Origin of the sequence: Klebsiella sp. ZJOU C1, from assembly GCF_035620215.1 — a bacterium.
In the GTDB taxonomy this organism is placed as follows: domain Bacteria; phylum Pseudomonadota; class Gammaproteobacteria; order Enterobacterales; family Enterobacteriaceae; genus Klebsiella; species Klebsiella variicola.
Genome location: NZ_CP141644.1, coordinates 4742965 through 4769013, shown reverse-complemented (window position 1 = coordinate 4769013; position 26049 = coordinate 4742965). Strand labels below are relative to the sequence as shown.

Here is a 26049-nt window from a genome sequence, read left to right as displayed (position 1 = left end):
TCTCTTTAACGTGCTATTTCAGGATGCCGATAATGAACCAGACTTCTACCTTAACCGGGCAGTGCGTGGCCGAGTTTCTTGGCACCGGATTGCTCATTTTCTTCGGCGCGGGCTGCGTCGCTGCGCTGCGGGTCGCCGGGGCCAGCTTTGGTCAGTGGGAGATCAGTATTATCTGGGGCCTTGGCGTCGCCATGGCCATCTACCTGACGGCCGGTGTCTCCGGCGCGCACCTTAATCCGGCGGTGACCATTGCCCTGTGGCTGTTCGCCTGTTTTGAACGCCGCAAGGTGCTGCCGTTTATTGTTGCCCAGACGGCCGGGGCCTTCTGCGCCGCCGCGCTGGTGTATGGGCTCTATCGCCAGCTGTTTCTCGATCTTGAACAGAGTCAGCATATCGTGCGCGGCACTGCCGCCAGCCTTAACCTGGCCGGGGTCTTTTCCACGTACCCGCATTCACATATCACTTTTATACAGGCGTTTGCCGTGGAGACCACCATCACGGCAATCCTGATGGCGATGATCATGGCCCTGACCGACGACGGCAACGGAATTCCGCGCGGGCCGCTGGCGCCGTTGCTGATTGGCTTGCTGATCGCCGTGATCGGCGCGTCGATGGGGCCGCTAACCGGCTTTGCACTGAATCCGGCGCGCGACTTCGGCCCAAAACTGTTTACCAGTCTGGCCGGCTGGGGCGCGATCGCCTTTACCGGCGGGCAGTCGATACCCTACTTTTGGGTGCCGCTGCTGGCGCCGGTGGTGGGGGCGATTATCGGGGCGTTTTTGTATCGCAAGCTTATCGGCCGCCATCTGCCGTGCGAATGCGGTATCGATGAGTAAAGCGGGACCCGCCGCAGCGCGGCGGGTTTCCCCGGCCTGACGCCGGGGAGCAGGGTTATTTTTTGATGACCGCGCTGAGATCGCCGAGTTTAGCGGCGGGGTTCTTGTGGCACTGCTGCAACATTTTTGGCACCGAGACGGTTTCGACTTCATGCCAGTCGACATAGTCGCCGCCGCTGAAGTCGGTGTTGCGATTCACGACCCAGAAGGCCACGGGGGTCATGCTTTTCGGGTTCATATCCATAAACTCCTGACAGGTCATATTCTGCGGTGTGGTTTCCTGAACCGCGAACGCCGGGCTGGTCATCAGACAGAATGTGGTGGCCGCCGCGGTCAACACGAGTGCTTTAGGTAAATTCATTTTCTTCTCCAGTGATAAAATACGGCTTAAGCCTGGGCGTGCTTCATCTTATTGCGCAGGACCAGAAAGCCGATGGCGCTAAATATCATTTCAACGCCGATAAACGCGGTGATAAATAACCAGCTTTGCTGCGGGTTCATTGCCAGCCACAGGCAGGCGATAAGTAAATCCAGCAAACCGATAAAAATATTCCAGCCAGCGCCGCTTTGTTTTCGGGTTTGACATCCGCTGACGATGCGGGAAATACCGCCGAGAACAAATAAAAAGCCAAATAAAATGGCCAGACTGCTCATACCGTTGAGGGGATTGACGACAAAGCTCAGGCCGAGCACGATCCAGGCGATGGCGAAGATCAGCGCCACCAGGCGTGATTTCCAGTGCTGCTGGCGGAAGACAATCAAGCTGTACAGTGAATAGAAGCCACAGATCATCAACAACATGCCGGTTACCACGGCGAGATACCAACCGGCGACCAACGGCCAGGCCAGGCAACAGGCCCCGCAGATAAACAGCAGGGCGGCCATCATGCCGGCATGCCGTTTATATCGTAAGAAGATGCGTGGACTAAACGCATTTAAAGTGTAATGGCTAAACATAAACATAATTGCTCCGCAGATCCCGGTAGGCGGCCTGGCGCTGAAATAAACGTATGGTTTATTCCGCGGGCCAAAAAAAATATCTGAGAAAAATAGTAGGCCGCGGTATCGCCAGGCGTAAATAAGAGCGCCGAGGTCACTTTATACGCCTGGTCTGACAGCTGTCAGACCAGGCCCGCAATATCGCTTCCGGGCTCTGATTCTCAATAACCACGATATTTTTTAAGCTGGCTGCGTTTGGTGATGCTTACCGATTTTAATCAGGAGTTAACAATGAAAAAAGTCATTCTGGCTAGCCTGCTGGCAACCATGATGGGTACCTCTCCGGTGTGGGCGGCAGACAGCGCGACGGCAGCGCCAACCGCGGCAGCCACGGCGCAGGTACAGAAAGAAGCTGCCGATGTGCTGCAGGTGGCGGTGCAGGGCGCGAACGCGATGCGCGACGTCCAGTTCGCCCGTCTGGCGCTGTTCCACGGCCAGCCGGAGAGCGCCAAAAAACTGACAGACGACGCCGCCGCGCTGCTGGCCGCCGATGACGCCAGCTGGGCGAAGTTCGTGAAAACTGACGCCACAGCAAAAATGATCGCCGATCGCTATGTGGTGATCAACGCGACCGTCGCCCTGTCTGAAGACTACGTGGCCACACCGGAAAAAGAGAGTGCCATTAAATCTGCCAACGAAAAGCTGGCGAAAGGTGACCAGAAAGGGGCTATTGATACCCTGCGTCTGGCCGGCATCGGCGTGATCGAGAACCAGTATCTGATGCCGCTCAACCAGACCCGTAAAGCGGTGGCGCAGGCGCAAAAACTGCTGAAAGCCGGGAAGTATTACGAAGCGAATCTGGTGCTGAAGGGCGCTGAAGAGGGCATTGTGGTGGATAGCGAGATGCTGGTGGCAGGCAACTGATCCTCGTTCCACCCTGAGAGAGCGCAGAGGAAGAAACTGACATGGATGTCCCCTTAACGCTCGGGCAGGCGGACTGCCCGAGCGGAACGGCTAGCGGCCGATCAGGGCGTTGATTTCGCCGTCGATCTCGCGCATGACGCCGGTGATGTGCTGTACCACCTCCAGACAGCTTGCCGGCGTCAGCGAATCAGGTCGCTTAGCCTCAAAAGGGGCGCACAATTGTTGTAGCGCAGTAATCCCCAGAATTTGTGCTGAACCGTGCAGACGGTGCAGCGCTCGCAGAAAGGTCTGCGGTTCATGCCGGGCGATAGCCTGTCCGGCGGCCTGCAAATCTGTGGCCGACGCATCGCGGAACGTCTCCAGTATTTCAGTCATCAGCGCCTGGTCTCCCCCCGTATTTTCGGTCAGCACGCTGAGCTTCAGGTGCCGGGTGACGTTAGGTGATGCGCGGCCCTCCGCTAAACGGCTAAGCTCATGGCTCAGCGTCTGAACCGACACCGGCTTAAACAGACACATATTCATGCCGCTGGCCAGACACGCCTCCCGTGACTGCGGCAGCGCGCTGGCGGTCACGCCCCAAATGACCAGGCCCGGATAGCGACGGCGTAACGAGGCCGCCAACGCCAGACCATCTTTCCTGGGCATATTGAGGTCCGTGATCAGCAGATCGTAATGTTTGCTGGCGAGCTTATTCTCCGCCTCTTCACCGTCGCAGGCTTCATCGACGCTATAGCCGATGGTGCTGAGCTGGCGTTTAAGCAGCAGCCGGTTGGTGGGGTGGTCGTCCGCTATCAATATGGCCAGCCCGGGCAGGGCCTGCGGCCTGGTGGGCAATGCCTGCGGCGCATGAAGCGCGCAGCGACTCGCCTTGACCGGCAGGGTGATGGTGAAAGTTGTCCCCACCCCCGGGTGACTGACCATCTCCAGTCGGCCCTGCATCAGCGCAACCAGCTCTTTGCAAATGACCAGCCCCAGTCCGGAGCCGGTCTGCTGGCGCCCCTGGCGCGCCTGAGCATAGCGGTGGAAGAGGGTAGCCTGCTCTGCTTCACTGATCCCGCAGCCGCTGTCGCTGACGGTGAGGGTCAGCTCTCCCTGCGTCTCATCCGCCTGCACCAGCCGGCAACTGACCTGAATCGCACCCTCGGCGGTAAACTTCAGCGCATTGCCGATGAGATTATTGAGGATTTGCCGTAGCGCCTGCGGGTCGAGCCACAGCATGATCCCTTCCTGCAGCGCGTTATGGTGGTGCAGAACGATGCCCTTTTGCTGCGCCAGCGCGTCGAAGGTGTGGCATTGCTGCGACACTAACTGTGCGACATCGCTCCACTGCGGGGTGATCTGGTATTTTCCCGACTCAATCTTGTCGATATCGAGAATATTACCGATCAGCCCCAGCAGAGTTTGCGCCGTCGATCCCGCCAGCTCGATCGCCTCTTTACGCTGGCCGCCGTTCAGCTCCGGTTTCGCCAGCAGCTCCAGAAAGCCGACGATGGCGCTCACCGGCGTGCGCAGCTCGTGGCTCATGCTGGCCAGAAAGCGGCTCTTGGCTTTTGTCGCCTGAATCGCTTTGTCTTTTTCGCGCTCCAGCGCACAGGAGAGCGCCTCCTTCTGCGCCAGCTCGTCCTCCAGCCGCTGTTGGGAGTCTTTGCGTTTGCGCACTTCCCGGCACAGGGAGAGTCCCCAGCCGAGACTGATGGCGATCAGCACCAGCGCAAAGGCGATCAGCTGGTAAAACTGGCGGCTGTACTGGCTCCAGTTCTCTATTTGCTGGCTGGATATTTTCGACCACTTCTCGGTCATCTGCAGAATATCCCGTGGTGGAATCGCCTGCAGCACTTTGCCAAGAATGGCGGCCAGCACCGGTTCATCGCGCGGGATGGCCAGCCGAATGGCGGCGACCGGGAGTCCGTCGATGCGGGTGTAGTGCAGGCCCTGCGGATAGTAGTGATCGATCATATAGCGGGCGGAGAGTTCCGAGGCCACGGCGGCATCCACTTCGCCTTCTTCCACCATCTTCATGGCGATACCAACGTTATCTGTCTCCACCCAGTTAATCTGCGGAAAACGCGCTTTCAGGTCGTGGGCGGCAATCGGCCCCACCGGCAGGGCGATCCGTGCCGAGCGCGTCAGCAGATGCGGGTCGGGGGCGCTGCCGCGGGCGACCAGCACAAAGGCCACGTTAATGAGCGGATCGCTGAGGGTGACGTAGGCCTGCGGCTGTGGGGTCAGGGTGGCGGCGGGCATGATCGCCCAGTCCTCTTTTTCCATGCGCTTTGCCAGAGCCTGACGGTTGCGCACCAGAATGGGGTCAAACTGCAGGCCGGTCTGGAGTGAGACAATATTCAGCATATCGGCCATGATGCCGCGCAGTTCATCCTCGTTATCCACCAGGGTAAATGGCGGAAAATAGGGGTTCACCAGCAGGCGGACGCGACGATGCTTCTGCAGCCAGCGCTGCTCCTCGGCGCTAAAGGGGAGGGGGGTATTGAGAAACGACAGATCGCCGCGGTTGAGCCAGTTTTGCATGATCCGCATCGCGGTATCGCTGTCGATGGCATGAATGAAACGATCGAGGATCTGGTGTAACTCCGGCCGATCGTCGCGGGTGACGAAGCGGTTGTGTTGCTCCTGCTGACGAAAATAGTGAGCAATGACCAACGATTGCGAGAAATACTTCGAGATACAGTGGCCAGTGGTGATGTTGTTGCCAATGAAATACTGATTTTCACCGCTGACCACCGAGGCAAGCGCCTGATAGTCGCTATCGTAAAGGGTGATTTTGGCGTTGGGAAACGCCTGCTGAATAATATCGAAAAAGGCGCATTCGCGGGTGCAGGCCAGCGTAACGCGGCGGTCAGTGGTCAGCGGCGGCAGGGGGGATTTCAGCGAGGTGACCAGCGTCGGCCAGGTTTTAAGCAGCGGCGCGGATTGATCCAGGCCCGGGGCGAGCGCATCCCGGTGCGCCACCTGAGTGAGCAGGGTATCCACCTGCCGGTCGGCCAGGGCGGTGAGCGCCTGCTGCTCGGTGTCATACTGGCGGATAATCACCTTCAGTCCGAGGCTGTGCTTCATCAGTGCCAGATAGTCGGCGTTGATGCCCTGATAACTTTTCTCGTCGCCGTCATAGACGATGGGTGTCATTTCGGGAAGCCAGGTGCCGATGGTCAACGTCGGTTGTCCGGCAAGCCAGGCTTTCTCCTTAACGCTAAGCGGGATATCGATCGCTGCGATATGAGAATGGCTCTTCAACTCCAGCTGCTTCATGGCAAACACCGCGGGGGAGAGGCTCAGCGTCAGCCCGACAACGACGGATAAAATAAGACGAACCACCATGCCATCACCCTATTTTATTGCGTTGCGCAAAGTCATAAAGCTCAAGCAGGGAGCCGCAGCCTAATTTATCCATCAGACGGACCTTATAGGTACTTACCGTTTTATTGCTGATATTCATTTTGCTGCCGATGGTGGTGTAGTCGACGCCACAGAGGATATAGCGGAAAACCTTCATCTCCTGCGTTGACAGCGTATCCAGCCGGTCCTGATCGGTGATGCCGTGGGTGCAGAAGCGCTCCAGTGAAAAAGGGAAATAGCTGTAGCCATTATTGGCCGCGTCGATCGCGGCGAGGATATTATTCATTCCCTCTTTTTTACTCACAAAACCATTGGCCCCGCAGTCGGCGCTGCGTTTGCCATAGAACCGTTCATTCTTCGCGGAAATGACGATAATTTTTCCCCGGTAGCGGCGTTTGCGCAGCTGCTCCAGAACGTCGATGCCGCTGAGCTCCGGAATATCGACATCGACAATCAGCAGGTCAGGCTGCATGCTTTCTGCGGTCTGCACCGCATGGGCGCCGCTGTCGAGTTCTGCCGCGACGGTAATGCCGTTGGTATCGAGAAGGTTGCGAATGGCGATACGTGCCAATGGATGATCGTCAATGATTATCGCATTCATGGGGGCGTAAATCCTGATATGAAAAAAGAAGGGCGATGCCTGGTGCAGGTGCGGCGGAGGTTATTTTTTATAGGTGCCGGAATAAGGCGCAATTGTAACACAAATCGTTTTCGGCCGGGAAAATATTGTCAATGAGTGCTTGTCGAATATATTTGCATATCTGGATGACAGCTGTAGGAACAGGCGTTCACTGACTTCAGCGCTGTCTGCTGTTAAAAAAAATGCAAACGATTAATCTGCTCTTTTTAAGGTGAGTAGCCCGGAATTCCCTCCGGCAACAGCTGGCAGGTAAATAATAACAATGGCAAAAGAAAAGCGCGCCCTCTGGCGAAAATGGGGTTGGAAACGTCTGATGGCAGGAATAATCATTCTGGCAATAAGTAGCGTCGCGGCGGGAAAGAATATCGCACCCGATGAGGTACGGACTCGCGATATGATGCGCTGTCAGGATTATCTGCAACTGGACCCGCGCACCTGGACGCCGATGGTGATCTGGTTGATGAACGATCCTTTTTCTCTGCAGCCGCCGGAGTGGACCGACTTTCATGAAGCTGAACTGGTGCTGACGCCGATCCTCACCGAAATCTGCCGCCAGGAGCCAGATGCCTGGCTGACTTCGCTGCGTGAACGGCTCAATTCTTATCAGCAGGTGCGGTCGCTGAATTAAGCGACCGCGGTAAAGCGGCAGGAAAAGTGACTAAGTGTGCAGTCAGCGGCCTTCTCCTGCGCAAAGGCTCAGCAGCGGCCCGCTTTTTTCGACAGGGCGTCGCAGGTTTTGCTCGCTGGCGTCGGGTTGCTGCCGGCACAGATGGCATCCGAGACGGTACTGCCGCCGCCCAGTGGGATCAGCCCGTAAAGTTTCGGCTCGGCGGCTTTTGTCACATAGCATCGATGGCTGGTTTTGCCGATGGTGGCCACAAAATTGGTTTTCACATCCTGCTGCTTCGCATCGGAAATTGTCACCTGTGAAGCATCGACATTAAAAGCAAAGGCGGCGGCCTCTTTCATTTCACTTTCCGTCGCCATTGGCGGTTTAGCTACGCAACCCATTAATAACAGTGCCAGACAGGTACTGATTGATATATCCCGCATTTTCATCATTTCATCCTTTTTGTGAGTCAACGGGTTATATATAAGAGGGGCGAGAGGGGAGTATTGATTTCGATCAGCTGGTGCAGGCTATGGTTATTTTTCAGATATTGACCTGAATTTTAACGAGCCTGGTTGCTGCCGCTGCCGCTGCTGCCGTTTGCTCTCCTGCGTGCCGGCTACCTTCTTTTGCATTCATTTCCCGGCGGCAGAAAAATCTAGTTTTAGCCCAACGCCGACCTCGTTGATTTTGATAAAACGCGCCAGGCTAATCTTAGCCGCAAGATCGGTACAATGGCATGGATAGAGGGAATCTGGGGATAATGCTTTAAGATAATCCCCTGTCTGCGTGAGGCGATCTTCATCGGCATTTTGCAGATGGAATCCGCCAATGACCGACACAATGTGATTCTCTCCGGTAACCTGTTTGGCATATTCGATAATGTTAGCTATTCCCGCGTGAGAACAGCCTGTGACTACCACCAGTCCCTCTTCTGTCTTTATTGCCAACGCAGAATCATCCATAACGTAATCATCAGTGATTTCGCCGTTATCATCCGCCGTTTGGCCTACCGGTGTCAGCATCTCGAATTTATTGTCCCTTGGTATTTGACCAAGAAAGATGATGTTTTCAGTGAGTGGATAAGGTTTTTTGCTGCAAATTTTATCGAAGAAGAGATCATTTTGATCGAATCTGTAGTTGATCCCTATAGATTTTGCATCAAAATACTTTGGGTTTAATGCATCTGGATGGCAAACTAAGTTTATCTTTCTCTCAGGCGTGAAATTTAGGCGATCATAATGTTGGGTTAAATGATTGAGGCCCCAGGTATGATCGTTATGCCCATGCGATAAAACGATACTATCGATGGTGGTTAAATCAATTTGCAACGTTTGCGCATTCTGCAAAAAAACATCCGAATATCCGGTATCGAAAAGGATTTTTTGTCCATCATGCTCAATCAGATAGGATACACCAGGCTCACCGACAAGATACCTGTCAATTAATGTATTATTATCAACCAGAACCGTTAATTGCATCAGCAAATCCTCGATGTTGCGCCAACAATATGAAAAGGAAACTCTTTCTATTATGGACCGGTGTTATGCCACATTCATTGCGGATAAGCAATTCACCAACATTTGGCTTGCACGTTAATGCTGGCTAGCCACCTGCAGGAAAAAGAATGGGCACAGCTAAAAAATTCGCAAAGCCCGCTTCTTGCTTGAGTTAGCTATTAATGCAGACGCGGCAACTATCGTGTCAATGGCAGCGGTGGCAGGGCAATCACTGTCTTTCATTACTGACAACTTAACCTGTCTATGAGTATGCCGGTATTACGCCACGCCCTCGTGGTAGACCGAATGAACGCGACCGTCAGGTCGGGCCGTTCGACATCCACGATCCTGAGGGCTGCAGGGATGGAAATGCGCAATTGCCCGCATCGCTGAACTGACTTGAGAAACGTCGTATCCAGTAGCATTGCTAATGTTGATATATCTTATTTCTATTTGTTATTAATGAATTGTTGACAATATTTAGCTGAACTGATTCAGCTTTATCCCGGCAGGATAAAGTTTTATAAAAATTATGTAGTTAAAATTTAAAGGATTGTAATCAGCTCGCAAGGTAAAAAGATCGTCTGGATTTTATCCGCTATCTTGAAGGGGTTAATAAATCTGCGTTATAAATTGACCGCACTATTTAGAATGAAATGGAAATATCTGAATGCGTTATTCAGATAAATAGTGAAACAAATCTTATTATACTGGTAGCTTCAGGACAGGGTATGTTTATGAAGAATGGAATTATTCTATCAATCGCCGATCGTATCAAAGACGCGCTTCCCATACCAACAGACGAATTCAGGAAAAGGCTTGAAGAGGACTGTTATGTAATATGGAAACTACCGCAATTTTATATCCGGCAAATCACCCAGTCCTCCATCATTCCCGCCTGTACTGATTATATTGAAGCAAAAAATGCAGAGGTACATGGCGCTTATGGTTCTGCCCGCCATTAAAACCAATGGTGAAATCATTCGCAAAGTTCTGTTTGTCACCGTCGGTGCGATGATGGTGACGCTTTCAGTAAAATATTTTACAGGAGTATGAAATGGCAATGGTCAATGAAAATATCGTCATTCGTCTGGCGCAAGACGTAGACATCCCTGAGGTGAAACAATTGCTGGAGCGCTATCACGCTAAAAATCTTGCAGGCGAGCAGCGGGCGAATGGATTTGTCACCACCGATATGACGCAGCAGCAATTAAGCGAACTGAGTTCAGCCGAAAGTGGTGTAGTGATCGCTGTTGATCGTTCATGTAACAAGGTTATTGGCCTGTTGCTCGGCGGATCGTGGGAATTTCTCAGCCCCTGGCCTATGTTTAAATATATGGCAAGTATTCTCAACGAATATCGCTACCAGGGGAAAAAACTGGATGCGGCTAGCTCATATCAGTATGGCCCCATCTGCGTCGCAGAAGAGTATCGTGGTCAGGGCGTGGGCGAGTTGCTGCTTGAGTATCAGCGCAAGGTGTTCGCCCCGCGTTATCCCGTCATCGTTACTTTCGTCAATGTACTGAACCCGCGCTCGTATGCGTTTCATACCCGCAACCAGTTCGAAGACGTCGGTTTCTTTAACTTCAATGGCAATAAGTACCACATGATGGCATTACCGACCTCCTGAGCGTTGGGCTGAAATAGTGCGGTATACCCGGCGGGCGTCTTCGGCGCCTGTCGGCATAAGCGCAGGTCCAGGTTAAGCCGGTGGTTTGCCGATCGCTGTTCTCTTCAGGGAAGGCTGAAAAGGAAAAGGGCCTACGTTTGCACGTAAGCCCTTGATATCTGGTGGCCCCTGTTGGGTTTGAACCAACGACCAAGCGATTATGAGTCGCCTGCTCTAACCACTGAGCTAAGGGGCCGTGGCGAGGGATTATAAAGTAACTGACGGTTGCAATCCAGCGTAAAGCGCGCAGCTGCTGTTTTTATAAACAATGCATTTTCAATCCTTTATAATCATGTTTTAGCCATACAGCCGGAGAAAACATGATTAGCGATATCCTTGCGCCGGGCCTGCGCGTTGTCTTTTGCGGTATCAACCCGGGGAAGTCCTCCGTCCATACCGGCTTTCATTTTGCCCATCCTGGCAATCGCTTCTGGAAGGTCATCCATCAGGCCGGATTCACCGATCGACAGCTCAGGCCGGAAGAGGAGCTGCAGCTGCTGGATACGCGCTGCGGCATCACCATGCTGGTAGAGCGTCCGACGGTGCAGGCCAGCGAGGTCGCCCTGCAGGAGTTGCGCAGCGGCGGCCGTGAGCTGGTGAGGAAGATTGAGGAGTATCAGCCGCAGGCGCTGGCGGTGCTCGGCAAGCAGGCCTTCGAGCTGGCCTTTAACCAGCGCGGCGCGAAGTGGGGGAAACAGGCTATGACCATCGGGACGACCCAGGTCTGGGTGCTGCCCAATCCCAGCGGCTTAAACCGGGCGACGCTCGATAAGCTGATGGCGGCCTATCGTGAACTGGATGATGCCCTGGCGACCCGCGGCCAGTAGCGGAGAGAGGCGACTTTCCCCGGATGGCCACCTGAACGCCATAAAAAAAGCTCCCCGCAGGGAGCTTTTTAACCGGCTGTGGACGATGTCCCGCGACGATTAATCGTCGAGGAAGCTACGCAGCACTTCAGAACGGCTCGGGTGGCGCAGTTTACGCAGCGCCTTCGCTTCGATCTGACGGATACGTTCGCGGGTAACGTCGAACTGTTTACCCACTTCTTCCAGCGTGTGGTCGGTGTTCATGTCGATACCGAAACGCATACGCAGGACTTTCGCTTCACGAGCGGTAAGGCCGGCCAGCACGTCGTGCGTTGCCGCACGCAGGCTCTCGGTGGTCGCGGAATCCAGCGGCAGCTCGAGGGTGGTATCCTCGATGAAATCCCCCAGATGCGAATCTTCATCGTCGCCGATCGGCGTTTCCATGGAGATAGGCTCTTTGGCGATCTTCAGCACCTTACGGATTTTGTCTTCCGGCATCAGCATACGCTCAGCCAGCTCTTCCGGGGTCGGTTCACGGCCCATCTCCTGCAGCATCTGACGGGAGATACGGTTGAGCTTGTTAATGGTCTCAATCATATGCACCGGAATACGGATGGTGCGCGCCTGATCCGCGATGGAGCGGGTGATCGCCTGACGGATCCACCAGGTCGCGTAGGTCGAGAACTTGTAGCCGCGACGGTATTCGAACTTATCAACCGCTTTCATCAGACCGATGTTGCCTTCCTGAATCAGATCGAGGAACTGCAGACCACGGTTGGTGTATTTCTTGGCGATAGAGATAACCAGACGCAAGTTCGCTTCCACCATCTCTTTCTTCGCACGGCGGGCTTTCGCTTCACCGATGGACATGCGACGGTTGATGTCTTTCACCTGTTCGATGGTCAGGCCGGTCTCTTCTTCGATCTGCTGCAGCTTCTGCAGGCCGCGCTGCACGTCTTCTTTCACTTCCAGCAGCTTCTCGGACCACGGCTTGTTCATTGCCACCGCAGCGTTGAACCAGGTTTCGCTGGTTTCGTTGCCGGTGAACAGCGTGATGAAGTTTTTCTTCGGCATTTTGCACTGCTCAACGCACAGCTTCATGATGATACGTTCCTGAGTACGAACGCGATCCATCATGCTGCGCATGCTGTTGACCAGGTAATCGAACTGCTTCGGCACCAGGCGGAACTGCTTGAAGACTTCAGACAGCTTCAGGATCTCTTCCTGCGCGGCGGCATGGCTACGACCTTTGGCTTTGATGGTGTCGCGCGTCAGCTCGTACTGGGTACGCAGCTCGGCGAACTTCTCACGGGCCAGCTCTGGGTCGATGCTGTTGTCGTCATCGCTGTTGTCGTCGGCGTCGTCATCTTCATCTTCGTCTTCGTCGTCATCCATCTCTTCCTGAGACAGCTCGGAGCCAACGTGCGTGGCGGTCGGCGCCATGTCTTCTTCGGCGTTCGGATCGACGAAACCGGTGATCAGATCGGACAGACGGGCTTCTTCCGCTTCGACGCGGTCGTACTGCTCAAGCAGGTAGGTGATCGCTTCCGGGTATTCGGCAACGGAGCACTGGACCTGGTTGATCCCATCTTCGATGCGTTTGGCGATGTCGATTTCGCCTTCACGGGTCAGCAGCTCTACGGTACCCATTTCACGCATGTACATGCGCACCGGGTCGGTCGTGCGTCCGATTTCGGATTCCACGCTGGAGAGCACCTGCGCGGCAGCTTCGGCAGCATCTTCATCCGCGGTGTTTTCGGCAAGCATCAGATCATCGGCATCCGGTGCTTCTTCCATCACCTGAATACCCATGTCGTTGATCATTTGGATGATGTCTTCGATCTGATCGGAATCGACGATATCTTCCGGCAGATGGTCATTGACCTCGGCATAGGTCAGATAGCCTTGCTCCTTACCACGTTGGACAAGAAGCTTCAGCTGTGACTGCGGGTTTTGCTCCATAAGACGGTATCCACACTTAATTCGTTTGATTGGTGTCGGCAGGCGGGCTGTCGACATTTAAAGCGAGGGCGTACTTATATTATTGCCGCTGCGCCTCTGCGCGGCTGTCGGGGGCTTCCCGATCGATACTCGGCACTTAAGCCGTTAAATACTTTTCCTTCACGTTGTTCTGCGTTTTCTTACTGCTTTGATACAACGTGAAGGATATTGTCTGTCATTTATTTTTTCGCCAGCTCCTGGCTGATGGTCCAGAGCTCCCGGCGTTCTTCACTGCTTAAACCGTGTGTGCGATCGCGAGCTATCAACTCTTCCTGTCGCAGTTCCAGCAGTGAATCAAACATATGGTTAAGCGAGTCGGTGAAGGTTTTTTCAGCGATATCTTTATCTGCTATATCGTCCCACATCGACAGTTTTTCAAGGGTTGCAGCCTCTTTTGTGCCGCGATATTGCTCTAAAAGTTGCCCGGTCGTCAGACCAGGCTGCGCCAGACAGCTTTTCACCAACTCGCTGAACAGGCTAAGGCCTGGCATTTTGCGCGAGTCCAGTCCCTCCAGCGGCGGGACTAACGGCGCCAGATCCGGGTTTTGCACCAGCAGTCCTATCAGTATACGCATGGTCGTGCGTTTTAGCTGTGGCGCGGGACGCGGCGCGCCATTTTCAGACTGTTTTGGCATTAAACGTTCAAGCTGTGCGTCATCTAAAATGCCCAGCTTGTTGCCCAGCTCCTGACGCAAGTAGATGCGCAGCGTTTCGCCCGGGACCTGGGTTATCAGCGGCAGCGCCAACGTGCTCAGCTGCGCGCGCCCGTCCGGGGTACTCAGATCGACCTGCGGCAGCAGGCTGTTAAACAAGAACGTGGAGAGCGGCTGAGCCTGCTCCATCCGCGCCTCAAACGCCGCTTTGCCCTCTTTACGCACCAGCGTATCCGGGTCTTCGCCGTCAGGCAGAAACATAAAACGCAGCTGGCGGCCATCGGTCATGTACGGCAGCGCTGTCTCCAGCGCGCGCCAGGCGGCATCGCGGCCGGCCCGGTCGCCGTCGTAGCAGCAGATGACGTTATTGGTCACCCGAAACAGCAGCTGGATATGGTCGGCCGTGGTCGAGGTGCCCAGCGAGGCCACGGCATAGTTGATGTCGTATTGCGCCAGCGCCACGACGTCCATATACCCTTCGACAACCAGCAAACGCGGTGGTTCGGGATTGTCCTGCTGCGCTTCATACAGGCCATACAGCTGACGGCCTTTATGGAATATGTCGGTTTCCGGGGAGTTCAGATACTTCGGCAGGGCATCGCCCAGCACTCGTCCGCCAAACCCAATTACCCGGCCTCGCTTATCGCGGATGGGGAACATCACCCGTTCGCGGAAGCGGTCGTAACTGCGTCCCTGATCGTTGGTGACCAGCATGCCGGCATCAATAAGCGACTGGCGGTTTTCCTGATTGCCGCCAAAACGTTTTAAAACGTTATCCCAACCCGGGGGAGCATAGCCGATGGCAAAGCGCGTAATCACCTCGCTGCTTAACCCCCGTTTTGCCAGGTACTGGCGCGCAGGGTCGGCGGCGGGCTGCATCAGAGACTGTTGGTAAAACGCATTCAGCCCATCCAGTAACTGGTAGAGGTTCTGCCGTTGATGGCGCTCTATCTGGCTGGGTCCGTTGCCTGCTTCATAAGGCACTTCAAGGTTATGCATGGCGGCCAGCTCTTCGACCGTTTCCACGAACTCGAGCTTGTCGTAGTTCATCAGGAAGTCGATAGCATTGCCGTGCGCCCCGCAGCCGAAGCAGTGGTAAAACTGTTTTTCACCGTTGACGGTGAAAGAGGGGGTTTTTTCGTTATGGAACGGACAGCACGCGTGAAAATTTTTGCCCTGCTTTTTCAGCTTTACCCGCGCATCGATCAGATCGACGATGTCGGTTCTGGCAAGCAGATCGCTAATAAATACACGTGGAATTCGTCCAGCCATAAGCCCCGTTATTTCTGATGACTATAAACGAAAATAAGCCGCGCATTCCTTTCGGAAGCACGGCCTTACAACTACAACTCGGTCTGAATTGAGAGCGTCGCTCTCAACAGATTAGTACAGACGAGTACGGCGTGCGTTTTCGCGAGCCAGTTTCTTCGCGTGACGTTTCACTGCAGAAGCTTTAGCGCGCTTACGTTCGGTAGTCGGTTTTTCATAGAACTCACGACGACGAACTTCCGCCAGAACACCTGCTTTTTCGCAGGAACGCTTGAAGCGACGCAGAGCTACGTCGAACGGCTCGTTTTCACGTACTTTAATTACCGGCATGTGCCTCTCACCTTTGATTAATTCGGTTTGCCGCTGGCCGCAATGCCAGCTTATTTCAAAATGGTGCGGAATTTTACTGCAACTACTGCTGCTTTGTAAAGCACCGGCGCCTTTTTTGAAAGGGACTTTTATAAGGGTGAGGAGTATACACGAAGAGAGCACCAGGGGTGAGCAAAGTTTTACATCGCCGGTCATTGGACCTACACTGCGCGGTATTGAAGCGAGGTAAAACAACTCATGCGTGTACTGGGCATTGAAACATCCTGCGATGAAACCGGCATCGCGATTTATGACGACCAGCAAGGTCTGTTAGCCAACCAACTGTATAGTCAGGTGAAACTGCATGCGGACTACGGCGGCGTGGTGCCGGAGCTGGCATCGCGCGACCACGTGCGCAAAACGGTGCCGCTGATCCAGGCGGCGCTGAAAGAAGCCGGTCTGACGGCGAAAGATATCGACGCCGTCGCCTATACGGCGGGTCCTGGCCTGGTCGGCGCGCTGCTGGTCGGGGCGACCGTTGGCCGGTCGCTGGCCTTCGCCTGGAACGTGCCGGCGATCCCGGTACACCATATGGAAGGGCACCTGCTGGCGCCGATGCTGGAAGATAACCCACCGGCGTTCCCGTTCGTCGCGCTGCTGGTTTCCGGCGGCCACACCCAGTTGATTAGCGTCACTGGTATTGGTCAGTACGAACTGCTGGGCGAGTCGATTGACGATGCGGCGGGCGAAGCCTTTGATAAGACGGCGAAACTGCTGGGACTGGATTATCCCGGCGGGCCGATGCTGTCGAAAATGGCCGCTCAGGGCACCGAAGGCCGCTTTGTCTTCCCGCGGCCGATGACCGACCGCCCGGGGCTCGATTTCAGCTTCTCAGGCCTGAAAACTTTCGCCGCCAACACCATTCGTAATAATGGCGACGATGAGCAAACCCGCGCCGACATCGCCCGGGCATTTGAGGATGCGGTCGTCGATACGCTGATGATTAAATGTCGCCGCGCGCTGGAGCAAACCGGCTTTAAGCGTCTGGTGATGGCGGGAGGCGTGAGCGCCAACCGTACCCTGCGGGCGAAGCTGGCGGAGATGATGCAAAAACGCGGCGGCGAGGTGTTCTACGCCCGCCCTGAGTTCTGTACTGACAACGGCGCGATGATCGCCTACGCCGGCATGGTGCGTCTGCAAACCGGCGCCAAAGCCGAGCTCGGCGTGACGGTTCGCCCGCGCTGGCCGCTGGCCGAGCTGCCTGCCGCCTAACGCATCCTGAAACAGGCCGACGTCACGTCGGCCTGCCTTGCTGACTACTCCATACTTTTACACAGCGAGCAGATGGCTCCCTGATGCTTGTGTGAGTGCATCACATCCGGGCGCTCGTACTCTTCCTCACAGCTAACGCATTGATACACGGTGGTGGAGGCGTTCCCCGCCGCGTCATAGCGCGGCTCGGCGATGCCGTCATCCACCTGCTTAATATAGTAGCGCCCGCGGGTAAGGAGTCCCATCAGCGGGGTCATGACAAAGGCGACGACCAGCGCAATCAGCGGCGAGAACGGCGCCAGCGTCGCGCCCAGCAGGCCGAAGAAGGCGCAGATCGACAGCCCGGCGGCCAGACCAAAGGAGACCACGCCCACCGGGTTAACGTTGTAGATCATGCCGCGACGATACTCCGGCTGCGCCGGGGCCAGCTTGAGCAAGCCTTTATTAAAGGTGATGTCGGTCGCCACCACCACGACCCAGGCGATGGCGAAGTTGGAGTAAAAGCCGAGGATCCACGACAAGGCGCTGAACATATCGCCTTCCATCAGCGCCAGGGCAATCGCCAGGTTGACCACCACAAAAATAATCCGTCCCGGATAGCGTTTGGTGGTGCGGGTCCAGGCGCTGGTCCACGCCAGCGAGCCTGAATAGGCATTGGTGACATTAATTTTGATCTGCGAGATCACCACCAGCACCACCGCCAGCGTCAGGGCCAGCCAGCCGGGCACCAGGTTATCGAAGACGCTGACGAACTGCTGCACCGGTTCGGTATTGTGCACCGCCGGGAAACGGGTCAACAGATAGAAGCCGAGGAAGGCGCCGATGATCTGTTTGATCGCGCCTAACACCACCCAGCCCGGGCCGGCGGAAAAGACCGCCAGCCACCAGCTTTTACGGTTCTCCGCGGTCTTAGGCGGCATAAAGCGCAGGTAATCAATTTGCTCGCCAATCTGCATGATCAGCGACAGGCATACCCCGGCGCCGAGCATGATGGCGGTGATATCCACCGTCGACGCGCTGTTTTTACCGGCGAAATGCAGGAAGCCGTCCACCAGCTGCGGATCTTTGACAATCAGCCACACCACCGGCACCACCATCAGCACCAGCCACAGCGGGGTGGTCCATACCTGCAGGCGGGTCAGGGCTTTCATGCCATAGACCACCAGCGGGAGCACCATCAGGGTGGCGATCAGATACCCCATCCACAGCGGGATCCCGAGGCCCACCAGCAGCCCCTGGGCCATGATCGAGCCTTCGAGGGCGAAGAAGATAAAGGTGAAGCCGGCAAAAATAATGCTGGTGATCACCGAGCCGAAATAGCCGAAGCCGGCGCTGCGGGTGATCAGGTCAAGGTCAATGTTGTAGCGCGCGGCGGTGATCGCCAGCGGAATGCCGGTGAGGAAGATCACCAGCGCCGCCACCAGGATCGAATAGATGGCGTTGCTGGTGCCCCAGGCCATACCGATGCTGGCGCCGATGGAAAAGTCGGCCAGGTAGGCGATGCCGCCCAGCGCCGTGACCGCGACGACGCCCGGTCCCCAGCGGCGGAAGCTCAGCGGGGCATAACGTAAGGTGTAATCTTCTAAGGTTTCCCGGGAGCCGGAAGTCCGCGTTGTCGCAGGTAATTCAGGGTTGAGATCCAGTGATGACATAGTCATTCCTTAATGGTTAGGCATGACTTGAATTAGCAAACCTTATGCCATATTGCAGGGCAGGCGTGGCGGGGAGGGTGGTGCAGGGTGATAGAAGAGAGAGCAGGGGTTGCACCATCCGGACGCGCCTGCGCCCGGCTGGTGCAACAGGCCTATTTGCCGAGCATGCCTTTGTCTTCGAGGAAGGCGATAATGGTGCTCAGGCCGTCGCCCTGCTTCAGGTTGGTGAAGGTCCATGGGCGATCGCCGCGCATACGCTGGGTATCGCTCGCCATCACCTCCAGCGACGCGCCCACATAGGGGGCAAGGTCGGTTTTATTGATCACCAGGAAATCGGATTTGGTGATCCCCGGCCCGCCTTTGCGCGGGATCTTTTCCCCTTCGGCCACATCGATGACGTAGATGGTCAGATCCGCCAGCTCCGGGCTGAAGGTGGCGCTCAGGTTGTCGCCGCCGCTTTCCACGAAGATAAGGTCGAGGTTACCGAACTTTTCACTCAGCGCTTCCACGGCGGCGAGGTTCATTGAGGCATCTTCGCGGATCGCCGTATGCGGGCAGCCGCCGGTTTCCACACCGACGATGCGTTCAGGCGCCAGCGCGCCCGCTTCGGTGAGGATGCGCTGATCTTCTTTGGTATAGATGTCGTTAGTGACCACCGCCAGCTGCCAGGTATCACGCATCGCTTTGCACAGCGCTTCCAGCAGAGCGGTTTTACCGGAGCCGACCGGGCCGCCGACGCCGACGCGCAGCGGGTGTTTATAAGAGTTCATGGCTTCTCCTAGGAACGGAATAATCGAGAGTATTGGGTTTCATGCCGGGCCGAGGCGATAGCGGCGAGCGGGGTGGCCGATCCGATATCGCCGTCCGGCGCGGCCAGCGCGCGGGGCATCTCGGCCGCGTAGTGGTCGCAAAGACGTAAAATCAGCTGCTGGGCGGCCTGCTGACCGAAGGGCACCAGCTTGACGCCGGCCATCACGGCGCTCTCAATCCAGCTGTAGCCCAGGCTGAGGGCCATCTCGGGCAGTGCGATGCGCCAGCGCACGCCGAGCCAGGCCATCCCGGCGAGCTGGCTTTGCTGGCACAGCGTGCGCCACGTCGGCGGACAGTCCGGCTGCCAGTCGCTCAGCAGACGGGCAAACGCCGCGCCGCGGTTGCGCTCTTCCTCCCGCAGTTCACGAGTTTCCCGGCAGGCCAGCAGATAGGCGGTCCAGCGCTGGGCCGCAGCGATATCGCCTTGTTCGCAGGCGCGGTACAGGCGGGCGAACAGCGGCAGGTCAACGGTAAAAAAGCCTTCCGTCATCTGGCGTCGCTGCCAGCGCTCGAAGGCCGCGACGTCCGGCACCCAGCCGGCTTCCACAGCCCACTCCAGCCCCTGGGACCAGCTGTAACCGCCTATCGGCAGGTTGCTGCTGGCCAGCTGCATCAGCCGCAGGCGTTGTTCCGCTGTCGACATGTTAGTGGCTGTGAGCGTGGTGGGCATGATGATGACCGTGGCTTTCGCTGGCGTAAGCGCCGGCTTCCGGCTCGAACGGCAGCTGGCCAAAGGTCACCGTCAGGCCGAACTGGCGCAGCATGTCGTCCAGCACGTGATCGTGATGGTAGCGCAGCTCGCCCGGCATGATCTGCAGCGGCACGTGACGGTTGCCGAGGTGGTAGCAGGCCTTCGCCAGCATAAACGGATCGTCGCAGCGCACTACCGACACCCCTTCATCAGCGGCAATCACCTGCACAAACTCGGTGCCTTCTTCGTTGCTGAGCACATCGCCGCCGCGCAGCAGCAGGCCGCGGGGCAGCAGCAGACCGGCTTCCCGGCCATCGTTGAGGGTGACCTTAACCCGGCTTTTGACGCGAACGTCAATCGGCAGCGTAACGCTGGCGGTCGCGGCGGCGGGGGTCTCCAGACGTTGAGTTAAATAAAGCATCCGCTCTCCTTAAAACAGAAAATATCGTTGCGCCATCGGCAGAACGTCTGCCGGCTCGCTGGTGATGAGTTCGCCATCCACCCGCACCTCATAAGTCTGCGCGTCGACGGTGATGTTAGGCTGCAGGCTGTTGTGCACCATGTCGGCTTTCTGCACCGTACGGCAGCCTTTTACCACGGCGATCGCGCTGCGCAGGTTCAGCCGTTCGGCAACGCCGTTGTCCGCCGCCGCCTGCGACAGGAAGGTGAGGCGGCAGTGATGGCGGGCGCTGCCCAGGGCGCCAAACATCGGACGGTAGTGCACCGGCTGCGGGGTCGGAATCGAGGCATTGATATCGCCCATCGGCGCGATGGCGATCATGCCGCCTTTGATCACGGTGGCCGGTTTCACACCAAAGAAGGCTGGTGACCAAACCACGAGGTCCGCCAGCTTACCCACCTCAATGGATCCGACTTCGTGCGCGATGCCGTGGGTCAGCGCCGGGTTGATAGTGTATTTGGCGATGTAGCGCTTCACACGGAAGTTGTCGTTATCCCCGGTCTCTTCCGCCAGCGCTCCGCGCTGCACCTTCATGCGGTGCGCCACCTGCCAGGTGCGGAGGACCACTTCCCCGACGCGACCCATGGCCTGCGAATCGGAGGAGGTGAGCGAGAAGGCGCCGAGGTCGTGCAGCACGTCTTCCGCGGCGATGGTTTCCCGGCGAATGCGCGATTCGGCAAAGGCCACGTCCTCAGCAATGTCCGGGTCCAGATGGTGGCAGACCATCAGCATATCGAGATGTTCATCGATGGTGTTGAGGGTGTAGGGCAGCGTTGGGTTGGTGGACGACGGTAAAATGTTCGGGTGGGCGCAGGCGGTGATGATGTCCGGCGCATGGCCGCCGCCGGCCCCTTCGGTATGGAAGGTGTGAATAGTGCGCCCGCCGATGGCGGCGAGGGTGTCTTCCACAAAACCGGACTCATTGAGGGTGTCGCTGTGCAGGGCGACCTGAATATCCATTTCATCGGCGACGGTTAACGCACAGTCGATCGCCGCCGGCGTGGCGCCCCAGTCCTCGTGGATTTTCAGGCCAATGACGCCCGCCGCCACCTGCTCGCGCAGGGCATCCGGCTGAGAAACGTTGCCCTTGCCCAGCAGGCCGATATTGACCGGCAGGCTGTCGGCCGCCTGCAGCATGCGTGAGATATACCACGGGCCCGGAGTACAGGTGGTGGCGTGGGTGCCTGCGGCCGGGCCGGTGCCGCCGCCGACCATGGTGGTCACGCCGGAGACCAGCGCCTCTTCCGCCTGTTGCGGACAGATCCAGTGAATATGGGTATCGATCCCGCCGGCGGTGACGATCTTGCCTTCGGCGGCAATCACTTCCGTCGCGGCGCCGATGGGGATGGTGACGTTGGGCTGGATATCGGGATTACCGGCTTTGCCGATGGCGAAGATCCGCCCGTCCTTCACGCCGATATCGGCCTTGACGATCCCCCTGTGATCAACGATCAGCGCGTTGGTGAGCACCAGGTCGACACAGTCGGCGGCCAGCATCTGTCCCTGACCCATCCCGTCGCGGATCACTTTGCCGCCGCCGAATTTGACCTCTTCTCCGTAGGTGGTCAAATCATCTTCCACCTCGATCCACAGCTCGGTATCGGCCAGGCGCACCTTGTCGCCGACGGTGGGGCCGAACATATCGGCATAGGCCTGGCGTGAAATATTACTCATCGTTTGCCTCCAGAGGGCCCATGACCTCGCCGCGGAAGCCGAAGACAGCGCGGTGACCGGCGAAGGCCACCAGCTCGACCTCGCGTTTCTGGCCGGGTTCAAAACGTACCGCCGTGCCGGCCGGGATATTCAGACGATAGCCAGTGACCTGCTGACGGTCGAACTTCAGCGCCGGGTTGACCTCGGCGAAATGGTAGTGCGAACCGACCTGAATCGGTCGATCGCCGTGGTTCTCAACGACCACGCGGCAGGTCGCCCGGCCGGTATTCAGGGCTATCTGACCGGGCTTAACGTGATATTCACCGGGGATCATGGCGCTACCTCAGATTATCGGGTTGTGAACGGTGACCAGCTTCGAACCGTCCGGAAAGGTGGCTTCGACCTGGATATCCGGGATCATTTCCGGGACGCCCTCCATCACCTGCTCGCGGGTCAGGACGTGACGGCCTTCCTCCATCAGTGAGGCCACGCTTTTGCCGTCGCGGGCGCCTTCCATAATAAAGGCGCTGATGAGGGCCACGGACTCCGGATAGTTGAGCTTCAGGCCGCGGGCCAGGCGGCGTTCCGCCACCAGCGCGGCGGTAAACAGCAACAGCTTGTCTTTTTCTCGGGGGGTCAGTTCCATAACGTTCTCTTAAGTCAGCCAGATTCGGGGAAGTACGGGGGATTTGCCGGTGAGATGAGGGCGCAGAAACTGCCAGACGTCGCGCATCACCTGTTGGCAAATCAGATTATCGTCACTGAGGAAACGCACCGTCAGCAGGCGGTCGGTCAGGCTGGCGCCAGCGTAGAGACCGAGCGGCGCCAGCGCGTCGCGCACCCCGTCGAGCAGGGCATCGGTAGCCGGATAGCACAGCAAAGTGCCGACCCAGGGACGTTCGGCGACGCTGGACAGCTCTCCCTCCTGCAGGTGCAGGCGCTCAACCAGCAGCGGTATCTCATCCACCCACACTTCCAGCCGGTTGCTGAGGGTGCCGTGGCTGAAGGTTTCACCAATCACCGGGCGGCCAAGGCAGAGTAGATCCCATGCCAGCAGCGTGCTGGAGGCGCAAAGATGAAAGGTGGTGGACAGCCGGGCATTGGCCCCGGGAAAGAAGATGGCATCCTGCGGGAGCCACTCCAGGGTCGTCTGCGGGGCGAGGGTCAACTGCTGGCGCAATAGCGCTTGCGCACCGCTGCTGCGGTAAAACTTGCTGGCGCCAGGCATGGTTATCAGCGTATGGCAGCCGGGGTCAAGATGGGCGCTAATTGTCAGCTCATCACCGCCGACGATGCCACCGGGCGGGTGAAGCAGATAGAGGTGACAGGTCTCTTCTTCCGGGTAAAACGGGCGCTGGACGGTCAGCGGGCCGACGTGTTGGGCGCTGGCGAGAACGGTCTTGCCTCCGGCCTGCTGAAAGCGGAGATCCAGCGTAGCCTGCCAGCCTTTTTTGAGTGGTGGTAACACGGTGCCGTGCAATGTTGCGCCCCTGCAAAATCAAGATAAAACAGCAGCAATGAGTATTGATCGGCGGGAGTTTATCCCGGTCATACGAAACGCTTATGTCATTCGTTACCCGGCGCGTCGCGACGGGCGCGAGGGGAAAGCGGTATAACCGCTCCGGATTATTCACCCGGATAATCTTTGCCGTCAATATCCTTATCCGCTGACTGGCCGCGGCGGATAAAGCGGGAGGGCGGGCCCGTCCCCGATGCCAGCAGGCGGCGGAACTTTTGCTTTTAGTTGCCGATAACGCGTTGTTATAAAAGGGGGATGCGGCGATTACCGCGTATCATGACGACGTGGAGCAAAAGTGCGGGTGAGATGGGCAAACAGGCCCGGGGATCCTCCCGGCAGACGGGGCCGGGAGGGGAGATTATTTCTGCTCTGGCGCTTTTTTCTTCTTCATCCGGGTCCAGATTTTGCTCTCCTGGCGGCGCCACAGACGCTGAATGTTGTCGTGATGGCGCAGGAGGATCAGGCAGGAGAGCATCGACACCGGAAAAGTGTACTGCGGTTTAAACCACCAGACGTAGAAAGGCGCGATAAGCGCGCTGACGATAGCGCCAAGGGATGAGTAGCCGCTGAGCAGGATGGTCAGCAGCCAGGTCCCGGCCATCACCCCGGTCAGATCGAGACCGATGGGGGCGATAGCGCCGAAGGCCGTGGCGACGCCTTTACCGCCGCGGAAATGAAAGAAGACTGGCCAGATATGGCCCACGCAGGCGGCAATCGCCACTAACCCCAGCCAGAACGGCGTAAGGCCCAGCGCCCAGGCGCCCCACACCGGGAGCATGCCCTTCAGCACATCAAAAATAAGTACCGCTACGGCCGCCCCTTTTCCGCCAATTCGTAGTACGTTAGTGGCCCCGGGGTTGCCTGAGCCGCTGTCGCGTGGGTCGGGCAGGCCAGCAAGGCGACATACCAGAATGGCGCTGGAAATGGAGCCGCAGAGGTAGGCGAGGAGTACCAGTCCAGGCGCGATTGCACTCATAACGCTGTTCCGTTTTGAAAATGTCGTTGTATTCTCTGCATCTGTGGATAATACGCATAATTCGCCGGAAGTGGTATCCGGTTTAGCTAAAAAGCAGGCAGGGCGTGATGGATATTGTATTTATAGAGCAACTTTCGGTAATCACCACCATTGGTGTTTATGACTGGGAACAAACCATTGAGCAGAAGCTGGTGTTCGATATCGAAATTGCATGGGATAACCGCAAGGCGGCCGCCAGCGATGATGTCAGCGACTGCCTCAGCTATGCTGATATCAGCGAGCGAGTGATCGCGCATGTGGAGGGGGGAAAATTCGCGTTAGTGGAGCGGGTGGCGGAAGAAGTGGCCGACCTGCTGCTGGAAACATTCCAGTCGCCATGGGTGCGTATTAAAGTCAGCAAACCTGGCGCCGTGGCCCGCGCGGCAAATGTCGGTGTGATTATTGAACGTGGCCTTAATCTGAAACAAAACTTTTCAGGTCATACTTGTTAAACAAATTGCGTTTATACCGGTCATAGCATCCGGTCATCAGGCAATTTTACTGGCGATGTCCTTCCAGAACGGTGGACGAATCCGTGTGTACTTCCTGTACGCTGCGGATTACGCGCGCTCTGGCTGTTGGGTTGCGCCTGTTGATCGATAATGTGTTCCAGGTTTTTTTCATTTTACTTTTTAAAGGGTTTAATTGAATGAGCGATATACACTCGCTGCTGGTGGCGGCAATATTGGGTGTGGTTGAGGGGTTGACAGAGTTTTTACCTGTTTCCAGTACCGGTCATATGATTATTGTTGGTCACCTGCTGGGGTTTGAAGGTGATACGGCAAATACCTTTGAAGTGGTTATTCAGCTAGGCTCGATACTCGCCGTAGTGGTGATGTTCTGGCGTCGTTTGTTCGGTCTGATCGGCATCCATTTCGGCAGGCCGCCGGAGCATGAAGGCAAAGGCAGCGGTCGCTTGTCGCTTATCCATATCCTCCTCGGCATGATCCCCGCAGTGGTGCTGGGGCTGATTTTCCACGACACCATTAAATCCTTATTTAACCCGGTAAACGTGATGTACGCCCTGATTGTCGGCGGCGTATTGCTGATTGCGGCGGAAGTACTCAAGCCGAAACAGCCGCGCGCGGTCGGGATTGACGATATGACCTATCGTCAGGCGTTTGTCATCGGCTGCTTTCAGTGTCTGGCGCTGTGGCCGGGGTTCTCGCGCTCGGGGGCGACTATCTCCGGCGGCATGCTGATGGGCGTCAGCCGCTACGCGGCGTCGGAGTTCTCTTTCCTGCTGGCGGTACCGATGATGATGGGCGCCACCGTGCTGGACGTCTACAAGAGCATCGGCTTCCTGAACATGGGCGATGTGCCGATGTTTGCCGTCGGCTTCGTGATGGCGTTTATCGTGGCGCTGATTGCGATTAAAACCTTCCTGCAGCTGATCAAGCGGATCTCGTTTATCCCGTTCGCTATCTACCGCTTTATCGTGGCGGCAGCCGTTTACGTGGTCTTCTTCTAA

At 56.9% G+C, this 26049-nt stretch carries 29 protein-coding genes and 1 tRNA gene; 10 read left to right on the top strand and 20 right to left on the bottom strand.

The window, feature by feature from the left end:
- Nucleotides 1–32: 32 nt before the first annotated feature.
- Nucleotides 33–836 (top strand): MIP/aquaporin family protein, encoded by an 804-nt coding sequence (locus SPE70_RS22845; protein WP_012540523.1) that lies wholly within the window; start codon nucleotides 33–35, stop codon nucleotides 834–836.
- Between the two features lie 55 nt (nucleotides 837–891).
- Here SPE70_RS22845 and hdeB read toward each other — a convergent pair whose 3' ends face one another.
- Nucleotides 892–1197 (bottom strand): acid-activated periplasmic chaperone HdeB, encoded by a 306-nt coding sequence (gene hdeB, locus SPE70_RS22840; protein ID WP_012540524.1) that lies wholly within the window; start codon nucleotides 1195–1197, stop codon nucleotides 892–894.
- 26 nt (nucleotides 1198–1223) lie between these two features.
- The gene (locus SPE70_RS22835) at nucleotides 1224–1799 is read right to left on the bottom strand and encodes an HdeD family acid-resistance protein (RefSeq protein ID WP_012540525.1); all 576 of its coding nucleotides are present in this window, start codon (nucleotides 1797–1799) and stop codon (nucleotides 1224–1226) included.
- Nucleotides 1800–2036: 237 nt separating this feature from the next.
- On the opposite strand from SPE70_RS22835, the gene SPE70_RS22830 reads away from it, so the two are divergent.
- Nucleotides 2037–2699: a YfdX family protein gene (locus tag SPE70_RS22830; protein WP_162493302.1), complete on the top strand. Its 663-nt coding sequence runs from the start codon at nucleotides 2037–2039 to the stop codon at nucleotides 2697–2699.
- Between the two features lie 90 nt (nucleotides 2700–2789).
- Here SPE70_RS22830 and SPE70_RS22825 read toward each other — a convergent pair whose 3' ends face one another.
- Nucleotides 2790–6032 carry an ATP-binding protein gene (locus tag SPE70_RS22825; RefSeq protein WP_064169995.1) on the bottom strand — a complete coding sequence of 1081 codons (3243 nt, stop codon included), beginning with the start codon at nucleotides 6030–6032 and terminating at the stop codon, nucleotides 2790–2792.
- 4 nt (nucleotides 6033–6036) lie between these two features.
- Nucleotides 6037–6651, bottom strand: a complete 615-nt coding sequence (evgA, locus tag SPE70_RS22820) for an acid-sensing system DNA-binding response regulator EvgA (protein ID WP_040968892.1) — start codon at nucleotides 6649–6651, stop codon at nucleotides 6037–6039.
- A 301-nt stretch (nucleotides 6652–6952) separates the two neighbouring features.
- Here evgA and SPE70_RS22815 point away from each other — a divergent pair, with 301 nt between their 5' ends.
- Complete coding sequence (locus SPE70_RS22815; protein WP_162494467.1) at nucleotides 6953–7318, top strand: HdeA/HdeB family chaperone; 366 nt, start codon at nucleotides 6953–6955, stop codon at nucleotides 7316–7318.
- Between the two features lie 68 nt (nucleotides 7319–7386).
- Here the strand turns inward: SPE70_RS22815 and SPE70_RS22810 are convergent, their stop codons facing one another.
- Together SPE70_RS22810 and SPE70_RS22805 are read right to left on the bottom strand one after the other, a co-directional pair.
- Entirely contained in the window at nucleotides 7387–7659 is a 273-nt protein-coding gene (locus SPE70_RS22810; protein WP_032691249.1) for a hypothetical protein, read from the bottom strand.
- A gap of 276 nt (nucleotides 7660–7935) precedes the next feature.
- Complete coding sequence (locus SPE70_RS22805; protein ID WP_077263642.1) at nucleotides 7936–8781, bottom strand: MBL fold metallo-hydrolase; 846 nt, start codon at nucleotides 8779–8781, stop codon at nucleotides 7936–7938.
- Between the two features lie 755 nt (nucleotides 8782–9536).
- On the opposite strand from SPE70_RS22805, the gene SPE70_RS22800 reads away from it, so the two are divergent.
- Both SPE70_RS22800 and SPE70_RS22795 read left to right on the top strand, forming a co-directional pair.
- A complete protein-coding gene (locus SPE70_RS22800) occupies nucleotides 9537–9764 on the top strand; it encodes a hypothetical protein (RefSeq protein ID WP_223168545.1) in 228 nt (75 codons plus the stop codon).
- A 92-nt stretch (nucleotides 9765–9856) separates the two neighbouring features.
- Nucleotides 9857–10429 (top strand): GNAT family N-acetyltransferase, encoded by a 573-nt coding sequence (locus SPE70_RS22795; protein ID WP_008806541.1) that lies wholly within the window; start codon nucleotides 9857–9859, stop codon nucleotides 10427–10429.
- 159 nt (nucleotides 10430–10588) lie between these two features.
- Here the strand turns inward: SPE70_RS22795 and SPE70_RS22790 are convergent.
- Nucleotides 10589–10664: transfer RNA gene (locus SPE70_RS22790), tRNA-Ile, on the bottom strand.
- 124 nt (nucleotides 10665–10788) lie between these two features.
- Between SPE70_RS22790 and mug the strand changes: the two genes are divergently transcribed.
- The gene (mug, locus tag SPE70_RS22785) at nucleotides 10789–11295 is read left to right on the top strand and encodes a G/U mismatch-specific DNA glycosylase (RefSeq protein ID WP_324726412.1); all 507 of its coding nucleotides are present in this window, start codon (nucleotides 10789–10791) and stop codon (nucleotides 11293–11295) included.
- Between the two features lie 99 nt (nucleotides 11296–11394).
- Here the strand turns inward: mug and rpoD are convergent, their stop codons facing one another.
- From rpoD to rpsU, 3 genes are all read right to left on the bottom strand, one after another.
- Nucleotides 11395–13236 (bottom strand): RNA polymerase sigma factor RpoD, encoded by a 1842-nt coding sequence (rpoD, locus tag SPE70_RS22780; RefSeq protein WP_008806539.1) that lies wholly within the window; start codon nucleotides 13234–13236, stop codon nucleotides 11395–11397.
- A gap of 218 nt (nucleotides 13237–13454) precedes the next feature.
- A complete protein-coding gene (gene dnaG / locus SPE70_RS22775) occupies nucleotides 13455–15200 on the bottom strand; it encodes a DNA primase (protein WP_008806538.1) in 1746 nt (581 codons plus the stop codon).
- A 111-nt stretch (nucleotides 15201–15311) separates the two neighbouring features.
- Nucleotides 15312–15527, bottom strand: a complete 216-nt coding sequence (gene rpsU / locus SPE70_RS22770) for a 30S ribosomal protein S21 (protein WP_001144069.1) — start codon at nucleotides 15525–15527, stop codon at nucleotides 15312–15314.
- A 237-nt stretch (nucleotides 15528–15764) separates the two neighbouring features.
- Here rpsU and tsaD point away from each other — a divergent pair, with 237 nt between their 5' ends.
- A complete protein-coding gene (tsaD, locus tag SPE70_RS22765) occupies nucleotides 15765–16778 on the top strand; it encodes a tRNA (adenosine(37)-N6)-threonylcarbamoyltransferase complex transferase subunit TsaD (RefSeq protein ID WP_008806537.1) in 1014 nt (337 codons plus the stop codon).
- Nucleotides 16779–16822: 44 nt separating this feature from the next.
- Here the strand turns inward: tsaD and SPE70_RS22760 are convergent, their stop codons facing one another.
- The 8 genes from SPE70_RS22760 to SPE70_RS22725 form a co-directional block, all read right to left on the bottom strand.
- Nucleotides 16823–18430: a purine-cytosine permease family protein gene (locus tag SPE70_RS22760; protein WP_004181356.1), complete on the bottom strand. Its 1608-nt coding sequence runs from the start codon at nucleotides 18428–18430 to the stop codon at nucleotides 16823–16825.
- Between the two features lie 152 nt (nucleotides 18431–18582).
- Nucleotides 18583–19200 carry an urease accessory protein UreG gene (gene ureG, locus SPE70_RS22755; protein WP_002916877.1) on the bottom strand — a complete coding sequence of 206 codons (618 nt, stop codon included), beginning with the start codon at nucleotides 19198–19200 and terminating at the stop codon, nucleotides 18583–18585.
- 8 nt (nucleotides 19201–19208) lie between these two features.
- On the bottom strand, nucleotides 19209–19883 hold the full coding sequence (locus SPE70_RS22750; protein WP_032739005.1) for an urease accessory protein UreF: 675 nt from the start codon (nucleotides 19881–19883) through the stop codon (nucleotides 19209–19211).
- 1 nt (nucleotide 19884) lies between these two features.
- A complete protein-coding gene (ureE, locus tag SPE70_RS22745) occupies nucleotides 19885–20352 on the bottom strand; it encodes an urease accessory protein UreE (RefSeq protein ID WP_042946668.1) in 468 nt (155 codons plus the stop codon).
- Between the two features lie 9 nt (nucleotides 20353–20361).
- Entirely contained in the window at nucleotides 20362–22065 is a 1704-nt protein-coding gene (gene ureC / locus SPE70_RS22740) for an urease subunit alpha (protein WP_324726411.1), read from the bottom strand.
- Nucleotides 22058–22378 (bottom strand): urease subunit beta, encoded by a 321-nt coding sequence (locus tag SPE70_RS22735; protein WP_008806532.1) that lies wholly within the window; start codon nucleotides 22376–22378, stop codon nucleotides 22058–22060. The genes ureC and SPE70_RS22735 overlap by 8 nt, the downstream gene beginning before the upstream one ends.
- 9 nt (nucleotides 22379–22387) lie before the next feature.
- Nucleotides 22388–22690 carry an urease subunit gamma gene (locus tag SPE70_RS22730; RefSeq protein WP_002916871.1) on the bottom strand — a complete coding sequence of 101 codons (303 nt, stop codon included), beginning with the start codon at nucleotides 22688–22690 and terminating at the stop codon, nucleotides 22388–22390.
- A 9-nt stretch (nucleotides 22691–22699) separates the two neighbouring features.
- The gene (locus tag SPE70_RS22725; RefSeq protein ID WP_022064950.1) at nucleotides 22700–23524 is read right to left on the bottom strand and encodes an urease accessory protein UreD; all 825 of its coding nucleotides are present in this window, start codon (nucleotides 23522–23524) and stop codon (nucleotides 22700–22702) included.
- Between SPE70_RS22725 and SPE70_RS22720 the strand changes: the two genes are divergently transcribed.
- Nucleotides 23514–23660, top strand: a complete 147-nt coding sequence (locus SPE70_RS22720; protein ID WP_012540536.1) for a hypothetical protein — start codon at nucleotides 23514–23516, stop codon at nucleotides 23658–23660. The genes SPE70_RS22725 and SPE70_RS22720 overlap by 11 nt on opposite strands.
- Before the next feature lie 10 nt (nucleotides 23661–23670).
- Here the strand turns inward: SPE70_RS22720 and SPE70_RS26490 are convergent, their stop codons facing one another.
- Both SPE70_RS26490 and plsY read right to left on the bottom strand, forming a co-directional pair.
- On the bottom strand, nucleotides 23671–23766 hold the full coding sequence (locus tag SPE70_RS26490) for a hypothetical protein (protein ID WP_046621578.1): 96 nt from the start codon (nucleotides 23764–23766) through the stop codon (nucleotides 23671–23673).
- A 155-nt stretch (nucleotides 23767–23921) separates the two neighbouring features.
- Complete coding sequence (gene plsY / locus SPE70_RS22715; RefSeq protein ID WP_008806530.1) at nucleotides 23922–24539, bottom strand: glycerol-3-phosphate 1-O-acyltransferase PlsY; 618 nt, start codon at nucleotides 24537–24539, stop codon at nucleotides 23922–23924.
- Nucleotides 24540–24646: 107 nt separating this feature from the next.
- Between plsY and folB the strand changes: the two genes are divergently transcribed.
- Nucleotides 24647–25030: a bifunctional dihydroneopterin aldolase/7,8-dihydroneopterin epimerase gene (gene folB, locus SPE70_RS22710; RefSeq protein ID WP_004150923.1), complete on the top strand. Its 384-nt coding sequence runs from the start codon at nucleotides 24647–24649 to the stop codon at nucleotides 25028–25030.
- Nucleotides 25031–25227: 197 nt separating this feature from the next.
- Nucleotides 25228–26049, top strand: coding sequence for an undecaprenyl-diphosphate phosphatase (gene bacA / locus SPE70_RS22705; RefSeq protein WP_008806529.1), 822 nt, complete (start codon nucleotides 25228–25230; stop codon nucleotides 26047–26049).

Coding starts and splice junctions, on each gene's coding strand:
- SPE70_RS22825 (WP_064169995.1), bottom strand. CDS start 6,032: ATGGTGGTTCGTCTTATTTTATCCGTCGTTGTCGGGCTGACGCTGAGC.
- tsaD (WP_008806537.1), top strand. CDS start 15,765: ATGCGTGTACTGGGCATTGAAACATCCTGCGATGAAACCGGCATCGCG.
- plsY (WP_008806530.1), bottom strand. CDS start 24,539: ATGAGTGCAATCGCGCCTGGACTGGTACTCCTCGCCTACCTCTGCGGC.
- evgA (WP_040968892.1), bottom strand. CDS start 6,651: ATGAATGCGATAATCATTGACGATCATCCATTGGCACGTATCGCCATT.
- rpoD (WP_008806539.1), bottom strand. CDS start 13,236: ATGGAGCAAAACCCGCAGTCACAGCTGAAGCTTCTTGTCCAACGTGGT.
- SPE70_RS22805 (WP_077263642.1), bottom strand. CDS start 8,781: ATGCAATTAACGGTTCTGGTTGATAATAATACATTAATTGACAGGTAT.
- SPE70_RS22835 (WP_012540525.1), bottom strand. CDS start 1,799: ATGTTTATGTTTAGCCATTACACTTTAAATGCGTTTAGTCCACGCATC.
- SPE70_RS22730 (WP_002916871.1), bottom strand. CDS start 22,690: ATGGAACTGACCCCCCGAGAAAAAGACAAGCTGTTGCTGTTTACCGCC.
- SPE70_RS22830 (WP_162493302.1), top strand. CDS start 2,037: ATGCTTACCGATTTTAATCAGGAGTTAACAATGAAAAAAGTCATTCTG.
- ureC (WP_324726411.1), bottom strand. CDS start 22,065: ATGAGTAATATTTCACGCCAGGCCTATGCCGATATGTTCGGCCCCACC.
- rpsU (WP_001144069.1), bottom strand. CDS start 15,527: ATGCCGGTAATTAAAGTACGTGAAAACGAGCCGTTCGACGTAGCTCTG.
- SPE70_RS22810 (WP_032691249.1), bottom strand. CDS start 7,659: ATGAAAGAGGCCGCCGCCTTTGCTTTTAATGTCGATGCTTCACAGGTG.
- hdeB (WP_012540524.1), bottom strand. CDS start 1,197: ATGAATTTACCTAAAGCACTCGTGTTGACCGCGGCGGCCACCACATTC.
- mug (WP_324726412.1), top strand. CDS start 10,789: ATGATTAGCGATATCCTTGCGCCGGGCCTGCGCGTTGTCTTTTGCGGT.
- SPE70_RS22800 (WP_223168545.1), top strand. CDS start 9,537: ATGAAGAATGGAATTATTCTATCAATCGCCGATCGTATCAAAGACGCG.
- SPE70_RS22760 (WP_004181356.1), bottom strand. CDS start 18,430: ATGTCATCACTGGATCTCAACCCTGAATTACCTGCGACAACGCGGACT.
- bacA (WP_008806529.1), top strand. CDS start 25,228: ATGAGCGATATACACTCGCTGCTGGTGGCGGCAATATTGGGTGTGGTT.
- SPE70_RS22845 (WP_012540523.1), top strand. CDS start 33: ATGAACCAGACTTCTACCTTAACCGGGCAGTGCGTGGCCGAGTTTCTT.
- SPE70_RS22815 (WP_162494467.1), top strand. CDS start 6,953: ATGGCAAAAGAAAAGCGCGCCCTCTGGCGAAAATGGGGTTGGAAACGT.
- folB (WP_004150923.1), top strand. CDS start 24,647: ATGGATATTGTATTTATAGAGCAACTTTCGGTAATCACCACCATTGGT.
- SPE70_RS22795 (WP_008806541.1), top strand. CDS start 9,857: ATGGCAATGGTCAATGAAAATATCGTCATTCGTCTGGCGCAAGACGTA.
- SPE70_RS22750 (WP_032739005.1), bottom strand. CDS start 19,883: ATGTCGACAGCGGAACAACGCCTGCGGCTGATGCAGCTGGCCAGCAGC.
- ureG (WP_002916877.1), bottom strand. CDS start 19,200: ATGAACTCTTATAAACACCCGCTGCGCGTCGGCGTCGGCGGCCCGGTC.
- SPE70_RS22735 (WP_008806532.1), bottom strand. CDS start 22,378: ATGATCCCCGGTGAATATCACGTTAAGCCCGGTCAGATAGCCCTGAAT.
- dnaG (WP_008806538.1), bottom strand. CDS start 15,200: ATGGCTGGACGAATTCCACGTGTATTTATTAGCGATCTGCTTGCCAGA.
- ureE (WP_042946668.1), bottom strand. CDS start 20,352: ATGCTTTATTTAACTCAACGTCTGGAGACCCCCGCCGCCGCGACCGCC.